The organism is Corynebacterium sp. HMSC034B08, assembly GCF_001835805.1.
GTDB lineage: Bacteria > Actinomycetota > Actinomycetes > Mycobacteriales > Mycobacteriaceae > Corynebacterium > Corynebacterium coyleae.
Window position 1 is genome coordinate 22,105 of the sequence record NZ_KV825930.1, and the last position, 6,125, is coordinate 28,229.

At 59.3% G+C, this 6,125-nt stretch carries 8 protein-coding genes and 1 tRNA gene; 6 read left to right on the forward strand and 3 right to left on the reverse strand.

Annotated elements, in window-relative coordinates:
• The first annotated feature begins 82 nt into the window (after nt 1-82).
• Both greA and HMPREF2656_RS03040 read left to right on the forward strand, forming a co-directional pair.
• Nucleotides 83-604, forward strand: coding sequence for a transcription elongation factor GreA (gene greA, locus HMPREF2656_RS03035; RefSeq protein ID WP_070421690.1), 522 nt, complete (start codon nt 83-85; stop codon nt 602-604).
• Nucleotides 605-641: 37 nt separating this feature from the next.
• Complete coding sequence (locus HMPREF2656_RS03040; protein ID WP_070569122.1) at nt 642-1,151, forward strand: hypothetical protein; 510 nt, start codon at nt 642-644, stop codon at nt 1,149-1,151.
• Between the two features lie 105 nt (nt 1,152-1,256).
• On the opposite strand, the gene HMPREF2656_RS03045 is transcribed toward HMPREF2656_RS03040, so the two are convergent.
• Nucleotides 1,257-2,039 carry a Bax inhibitor-1/YccA family protein gene (locus HMPREF2656_RS03045; protein ID WP_070421698.1) on the reverse strand — a complete coding sequence of 261 codons (783 nt, stop codon included), beginning with the start codon at nt 2,037-2,039 and terminating at the stop codon, nt 1,257-1,259.
• Nucleotides 2,040-2,137: 98 nt separating this feature from the next.
• Between HMPREF2656_RS03045 and HMPREF2656_RS03050 the strand changes: the two genes are divergently transcribed.
• Both HMPREF2656_RS03050 and HMPREF2656_RS03055 read left to right on the forward strand, forming a co-directional pair.
• Nucleotides 2,138-2,581, forward strand: coding sequence for a suppressor of fused domain protein (locus HMPREF2656_RS03050; RefSeq protein ID WP_070815823.1), 444 nt, complete (start codon nt 2,138-2,140; stop codon nt 2,579-2,581).
• Between the two features lie 33 nt (nt 2,582-2,614).
• Complete coding sequence (locus HMPREF2656_RS03055) at nt 2,615-3,079, forward strand: hypothetical protein (protein WP_070815824.1); 465 nt, start codon at nt 2,615-2,617, stop codon at nt 3,077-3,079.
• A 5-nt stretch (nt 3,080-3,084) separates the two neighbouring features.
• Here the strand turns inward: HMPREF2656_RS03055 and HMPREF2656_RS03060 are convergent, their stop codons facing one another.
• Together HMPREF2656_RS03060 and HMPREF2656_RS03065 are read right to left on the reverse strand one after the other, a co-directional pair.
• On the reverse strand, nt 3,085-3,549 hold the full coding sequence (locus tag HMPREF2656_RS03060; protein ID WP_070815825.1) for an S-ribosylhomocysteine lyase: 465 nt from the start codon (nt 3,547-3,549) through the stop codon (nt 3,085-3,087).
• A gap of 196 nt (nt 3,550-3,745) precedes the next feature.
• A tRNA-Leu gene (locus HMPREF2656_RS03065) sits at nt 3,746-3,819 on the reverse strand.
• A gap of 158 nt (nt 3,820-3,977) precedes the next feature.
• Between HMPREF2656_RS03065 and HMPREF2656_RS03070 the strand changes: the two genes are divergently transcribed.
• Nucleotides 3,978-5,309 carry an esterase-like activity of phytase family protein gene (locus HMPREF2656_RS03070; protein WP_070569128.1) on the forward strand — a complete coding sequence of 444 codons (1,332 nt, stop codon included), beginning with the start codon at nt 3,978-3,980 and terminating at the stop codon, nt 5,307-5,309.
• 74 nt (nt 5,310-5,383) lie between these two features.
• Nucleotides 5,384-6,004 (forward strand): CPBP family intramembrane glutamic endopeptidase, encoded by a 621-nt coding sequence (locus HMPREF2656_RS03075; protein WP_070452551.1) that lies wholly within the window; start codon nt 5,384-5,386, stop codon nt 6,002-6,004.
• Nucleotides 6,005-6,125: the final 121 nt, after the last annotated feature.

The window sequence follows — 6,125 nt, forward strand, 5'->3', positions numbered from 1 at the left end:
GCTAATCTTTTGCGGTATATCTGCACAGTTTCGCCCGCAGCCTGCGGGCTCGTTTTACGTATGAGGGAAGGGTGTTACCCCTATGGCTGAACCCCAGCAGCAGTACATTACCCCGGAAATGAAGGCCAAGCTGGAGGCCGAACTCCAGCAGCTGATCGATAACCGTCCGGTGATTGCCGCGGAGATCAACGAGCGCCGCGAGGAAGGCGACCTGAAGGAAAACGCTGGTTACGACGCAGCTCGTGAGCAGCAGGATCAGGAAGAGGCTCGCATTAAGCAGATCTCTGAGATCCTCTCCAACTCCACCACCGAGCGCACCGGCATTGTCGAAGGTGTCGCTCACATCGGTTCCGTCGTTCACGTCTACTACAACGGCGACAAGGAGGACCGCGAAACGTTCCTCATCGGTACCCGCGCTGCGTCGACCGACAACGCTGATTTGGAGACCTACTCCGAGCAGTCCCCGCTGGGCGCCGCCGTCGTTGGTGCCGCTGAGGGCGAGACCCGTACCTACACGGCTCCGAATGGTCGCGAGATTTCGGTCACGATCGTCAAGGCTGAGCCGTATGATTCAGTTAAAGCTTCAACGCCTCGTGCAAAGTAGTTTTACCCGTTCTTTTTCGATAGCGAAGGATCATCCTGTGATTGCAACCTCTTCCCGCAAAGCTCTGGTTGGCGTAGCTGCCATCGCTGCTCTCGCCCTCGCCGGCTGCACCCCGCCGAACGAGAACCCGTCCGACAAGAAGGTCGACACCGCGACGAGCCAGGACGCTAGCTCCCTCAAGGGTGCTGGTGCTTCCGCCACCGCCGCGACCAATGTTGTCGAGGCCAGCGAGGCGACCGCGACGGAGACCCTCGAGGCCGCCGCGGACGAGCTGCCAACCTTCAACAACTGTGGCGAGACCGGCCTGCTGCGCCCGACTCAGCTGACGGTCGACTGCAAGAGCCAGAACGATTTCCTGCAGGACATCGTCTGGGATACCTGGACCGCCGACCTGGCTGAGGGCACCGCAACCCGTGTTGTCCTGGATCCGAATAACCGCGAGGAAGGCGTCAAGGTTGTCCTTGGCGCTCCGCAGGTTGTGAACAACGATCTGCTGTTCACCACCATCTCGGTTGATGGTGCGACCGTGAACCCGGATCGTCTCTAATCGCCTCTCATCGGCGCAAAGAGTAGCGGCCCTGTTCCAATCGGAACAGGGCCGCTTTATTGTCGGCGGCGTTTGGTACCGCCGTTTAGCGTTGCTTAGCGCCGTCTAGCGGTCGTTGGCGAAGTAGGACAGCAGACGCAGGATCTCGGTGTAGAGCCACACGAGCGTCACAGCCAGACCCAGTGCGACGCCCCACGCGGCGTTCGACGGTGCGCTGGTGCGCACGAGCCTGTCGGCCAGATCGAAGTCCTGCAGGAAGGAAATAGCTGCGAGGACCACGCATACGACGCCGAAGATGATGGACATGGTGCCGCCATCACGCAGTGGGTTCTGGCCGGTGAAAAGAGCGAGCAGCAGGTTGCCCAGCGCCATGATGACAACGCCGAAGATGGCGCCGGTGATCAGGCGGTTCAGTCGCGGCGTGACGCGGATGGCGCCGGTGCGGTAAACCACGAGCATGCCGATGAACACGCCGAGGGTGCCCAGGATGGCCTGGAAAATCATCTGGCCAGCGTCAGCCCCGCCGACGGAGAACCAGCCGGAGATCAGCAGAGAGAATCCGCCTAGGAACAGGCCTTCAAAGGCTGCGTACAGAAGCGTCACCGTGCGGGAGCCGAAGGTGCGCGAGAACGCGTGGACCAGGGTGACCACGAACGCGCCGATGCCGCCAACAAGCGTCAGGATCATCCCCACGCCAGCGTTTCCGGACAGGTAAATGCCGAAGTTAATGGCGGCGAACAGGATGATAACGGCGATGGTGATGCCGGTCTTGGAGACAATGTCATCGACCGTCAGCGGGCGGTCCTGCTGGATTTCGGGCGCGTAGCCGTAGCCAGCGGTGTGTTCTTCATTGGTCAGGTTCTTCAGAACCGGGTTGGTACTTCTCACGTCGTCCAACATTCCTTTCGAGTCTTGTTGCGACCACTATTCACAGGTTGTAACGCTTGCACCTTCAAAAAGGTTCCCGAGGCGTAGAATTTGGACACATGGGTGTGTTCGATCGTTGGCGTCGCGGCCCGAGCACGGGCGGCGATCTTGTCCTGGACAGGTTGTCTGCAGCAACTGGTGGCGCGCAGGCCTACACCTTTTCCTATGCAGCGTTGGATGTGCTCGCATTTCTTGTCGACGACCCCCTCCCCCACGTCTTGTACTGCACGTTCGGGTTGTCCCAGGTGGAGTCGTCGCAACGCGTTGCGGGCACACAGACCGAGCTCACGCTCCGCATCCCGATGGACGATGAGGTGTTCCCTCCTGAGTGGCCGGCGCAGCAGCTGGCACGCATGGCTCGCAACGTGGTCCGCAGCGGAGTCGAGATTGAGCCTGGGCATTATTTATCGTCGGCTTCTGGCTCGCTCGCGGGGTTTGTGTTCGTCGCGGATCCACTCCTCGGCTGTGCGGAGGGACCGACCGGGCGAGTGCAGTTCACCTAAGCCGCGGGGTTGGTCGGAGATGATCTGGAGCGGATGTTGCGGTGGGATCCGGTGAAGTTCGCGGGCGTGCTCGGCGAGCATGTGCCGCTTGGGTTGACGGACCCTGCACGTGCCCCGCTGTCAAGCGATCCGCAGGTGCGTGTGCTTCTCGACGACGCCTCGCACACCGACGGCTCCTCTATCGGCGCAAACACCGCCAAGTATTTAGATGTCGATGTCGCTGGGCGTGTGGACCTCGACGAACGTGCCGCCGCCGCACTGCTTCGGGCGGCGCGCTACCGATTGCTGTTTGGCAAGTCATATGCCCTCATCCGCAACGACACGTGGCTCATGTTCGACCCGAAGGCAATCGATCTCGAGTTGGCCGAGGATCACATTGTCGTGCCGGGCCGTGCCGATGTAGCGAATGAATTGCTCGCTGTATTCGACACTGCGCCGGGCACTTACGCGTTGACTACCGTGCCGTTGACGTTCCAGGTCATCGACCCGACAACGTAGGACGCTTACTTAAAGACGTTGCCCCACTCGTCACGCTTGTCCAGAAACGCCTGCGCTTCGCGCTTAGCGGCCTCGAGGTCGTGGCTTGCGCCCCAGCCGCACTGCTTCTCGTTCGCAGCCGGCACCTCGGTGGCATTGGTGATGTCGGTGAGCGTCTTTTCCACCAGATCAGCGACCTCAGCCTCGGCGACGTCGCCGGAGAGCATCAGGTAGAAACCGGTCTGGCAGCCCATCGGGCCGAAGTCGATCACGTTGTCTGCATGGCTGCGGGCGTGCTCGGCAAACATGTGCTCCAGGGAGTGCACTGCCGGCATCTCAAGGTGCTCGACGTTCGGCTGCTTAAAGCGGATGTCCCACTTCACCAGCGTGTCACCCTGGGGAAGTTCCTTTCGGTCCGCCAGGCGAATAAACGGTGCGTCAACCTTGGTGTGGTCGAGGTTGAAGGATTCAACATTCATGCGATCAGTCATGGCCTCGACTGTACTGAACGCGCTGGCCCGTTCCCATCACTGGATTCATCGTTGCGAGTCGTGCTGGTCACGGCTGCCGCATCCCGAATCGGCGAGGCTGCGTAGCTTGCTGCGCGAGTGAGCTTCTTGCTTTCCGACGACACCTCGTCAACGGCTGCTATACCGCCATGTAGCCCGGTTACCGGGCTAGTAATTGTGCCCCCAGTCGGGCTCGAACCGACACTGGGCGGATTTTAAGTCCGCTGCCTCTGCCAATTGGGCTATAGGGGCGCCGAGAAATATGGTACTTCCCCGGCACCTCAATGCTGAAACCGGCCGGAAAATCTCACCGAGCGAAAGTGCACTGCCCGCCATACACTCGCTGTGCGAAATGTAAGTTTCGCCTGAGTTTCTCGCTCAGTTCCTGGCGATTTTCGAGGTAGTGACACATGAACATTCAACTTCCACCCCCTTTAAACCAACTGATCAAAGACATCAACCTTGAGCAGCTCATCGCAGCAGTAGCAGGCGTTTTCGTCGTCGGTGGTCTTGTCGGCGGAGCAATTGGCGCGGCTGCCGGCAACGGATCCGAGCATTCTGGTTCCAGCAACAGCGACGTAGATCCAACGGCGTCCACCACGGCTCCCGAGGTCACTGGCCCAACTCTCGAGGGCCGTGCGAAGCTCTCGGCGTTATACCAGGCTCCCGGCCCGAATTCAGGCAAGGATGCTTTCGACGGTAACGGGCAAACCCACCCTTTTAAAGGGCAGGTCATCCCCGGCTTTTCTGGAATGATCGAGATTGGCGACGGCACGTTTTATGGCTTGCCAGATAACGGCTTCGGTTCGAAATCGAATTCTTCCGATTTCCTCCTGAGGATCTACACGGTCAAGCCCAATTGGGAAACGGCGGAAACAGCGAAGAATCCACAAACCACCGGTGGTGTTGATGTACTTGACTACATCTCATTAAAAGACCCCGACGGAAAGATTCCGTGGAAGATCGTCAACAACGACACCGAGGATCGTCTACTTACCGGCGCAGACTTTGACCCCGAGTCATTCGTCCAGGCCGCCGACGGATCTTTCTGGATCGGCGAGGAGTTCGGCCCCTACATCCTCCATGTGGACAAGAACGGCACCTTGCTCGAAGAGCCCTACGCATACCCAGGTGTGAAGAGCCCATCGAACCCAACACTTGGCGATAATGAGCGACCAAACCTGCGCAATTCCAAAGGCTTTGAAGCCATGGCATGGGACGGACGCTATCTTTACCCGATTTTCGAGGGGTACCTCGACAAGGCGGCCGACAAGCGTGAACGCGTCATTTCTCAGTTCGACACAACGACAGGCAAATACACCGGCAAGACTTGGACCTACCTTGCTGAAGGCGATGACGCGCTCATCGGCGACGCTTTCCTAACCAAGGATGGCCGTTTGCTCGTGCTTGAGCGCGACGACTTCCTCGGCTCCGATGCGAAGCTGAAGAAGGTATTCGAGGTTGCGAATTTCAAGGGTATCGAGCCAGGGAAAACAGTGGAAAAGGCGCTTATGGCAGACCTTCTCAACATAGCCAACCCCAATAAGATCGGCATGGTTTCCGATGCACGGGCATACGGTGTCGGCGACCCTTTCATGTTTGCGCTACTGAGCGTCGAAACGATTGTTCAGCTTGAGGACGGCCGATACTTAACTGCCTTGGACAACAACTTCCCTGGCGATGACGGCCGGTACCGCGGTAAGCCAGACGACACGGAGATGATCATCTTCTCTGTCAATTAACAACTATCTGCCCTGAGAAACTGCCCGGTAATCTGTCATTCACATCGCCAGATTATTTGGACGGAGTTTCTCTCGTGGCCAGGCAATGGTTGTTTCTTCTGCCCTGCGCTTTTGGTGCGCTCGGGCTCTTCCTCGCGCGCCAGGCTGGCGACGGCACCGCAGGTTTCTACTGGGCCACCGCTTTTACCGCCGTCGTGTACCTAGCCGCCTGGTGGGTGTGGGGCGACAAAGGCGCATTCGCTGGCCCCGGCAAACTCCGCGACGTCGTACGTGGCATCGGATTAGGCACCGCACTTGCGGTTGTCTTTTTCTTGGGTGCCCTGATCGTCACCCGCATCCCAGCACTTGCCGGCCCTGTCGCAGAGATCCTGGATACTCCTAACAAAGGCGGTTACGCGCTGACGCTGCTCGTCCTCGTGGTCAACGGCGTCGGCGAGGAGCTCATCTTCCGCGACGTCGTCCCCCGCCAGCTACAAAGCATTGGACAAACGGTGCTGCAAGCTGGTGTGTGGTCGACGGTCGCCTACGGGTTGGTCACCGTCGTGATGGGTGTGCCGCTGCTTGTGTTCGCGGCAGTGGTCCTCGGTGCGCTCGCCTATACCGAGGCAGTGCGCACCGGCAGGCTGTACTCCCCCATCGCACTCCACCTGACGTGGAGCATCGCAATGCTGCTGATCTTGCCTTCCCTTCTCTGAGGTCACCGAACTCATTGTTGTCCCTATACATAGGCATCGAGCCGGGCTCCGTCTTAATGGTGGTCTAGCCTGCTCGTGGGGTTGAACCGCCCTGTTTTTCGTGTCTCGAAGGCTATTGTTG

Excerpts from the sequence above, each read along its gene's own strand:
- greA (WP_070421690.1), top strand. The coding sequence starts at position 83 with ATGGCTGAACCCCAGCAGCAGTACATTACCCCGGAAATGAAGGCCAAG.
- HMPREF2656_RS03050 (WP_070815823.1), top strand. The coding sequence starts at position 2,138 with ATGGGTGTGTTCGATCGTTGGCGTCGCGGCCCGAGCACGGGCGGCGAT.
- HMPREF2656_RS03055 (WP_070815824.1), top strand. The coding sequence starts at position 2,615 with ATGTTGCGGTGGGATCCGGTGAAGTTCGCGGGCGTGCTCGGCGAGCAT.
- HMPREF2656_RS03060 (WP_070815825.1), bottom strand. The coding sequence starts at position 3,549 with ATGACTGATCGCATGAATGTTGAATCCTTCAACCTCGACCACACCAAG.
- HMPREF2656_RS03070 (WP_070569128.1), top strand. The coding sequence starts at position 3,978 with ATGAACATTCAACTTCCACCCCCTTTAAACCAACTGATCAAAGACATC.